We start from the raw sequence: 380 nt of genomic DNA on the forward strand, positions 1-380 counted from the left end.
GATGGCTGGGGTACCTGGATTCGAACCAGGGAATGCCGGTATCAAAAACCGGTGCCTTACCGCTTGGCGATACCCCAATAACCGGGCGGTGAACCGCTTACTCGAAGAAGATGGCTGGGGTACCTGGATTCGAACCAGGGAATGCCGGTATCAAAAACCGGTGCCTTACCGCTTGGCGATACCCCATCCGTACAACGCTTTCTGGTGAATGGTGCGGGAGGCGAGACTTGAACTCGCACACCTTGCGGCGCCAGAACCTAAATCTGGTGCGTCTACCAATTTCGCCACTCCCGCAAAAAAGATGGTGGCTACGACGGGATTCGAACCTGTGACCCCATCATTATGAGTGATGTGCTCTAACCAACTGAGCTACGTAGCCA

General features: G+C 54.7%; 4 tRNA genes. All 4 read right to left on the reverse strand.

Annotated features, from left to right (window positions below):
* Window positions 1-2: 2 nt before the first annotated feature.
* The 4 genes from OQV04_RS24920 to OQV04_RS24935 all read right to left on the reverse strand — a co-directional run bounded on the left by OQV04_RS24920 (window position 3) and on the right by OQV04_RS24935 (window position 379).
* Window positions 3-77, reverse strand: a tRNA-Gln gene (locus OQV04_RS24920).
* Window positions 78-111: 34 nt separating this feature from the next.
* Window positions 112-186, reverse strand: a tRNA-Gln gene (locus tag OQV04_RS24925).
* Window positions 187-209: 23 nt separating this feature from the next.
* A tRNA-Leu gene (locus OQV04_RS24930) sits at window positions 210-294 on the reverse strand.
* An 8-nt stretch (window positions 295-302) separates the two neighbouring features.
* Window positions 303-379 (reverse strand) — tRNA-Met (locus tag OQV04_RS24935).
* Window position 380: the final 1 nt, after the last annotated feature.

Origin of the sequence: Escherichia sp. Lx600-2, from assembly GCF_036662595.1 — a bacterium.
GTDB lineage: Bacteria > Pseudomonadota > Gammaproteobacteria > Enterobacterales > Enterobacteriaceae > Escherichia > Escherichia coli.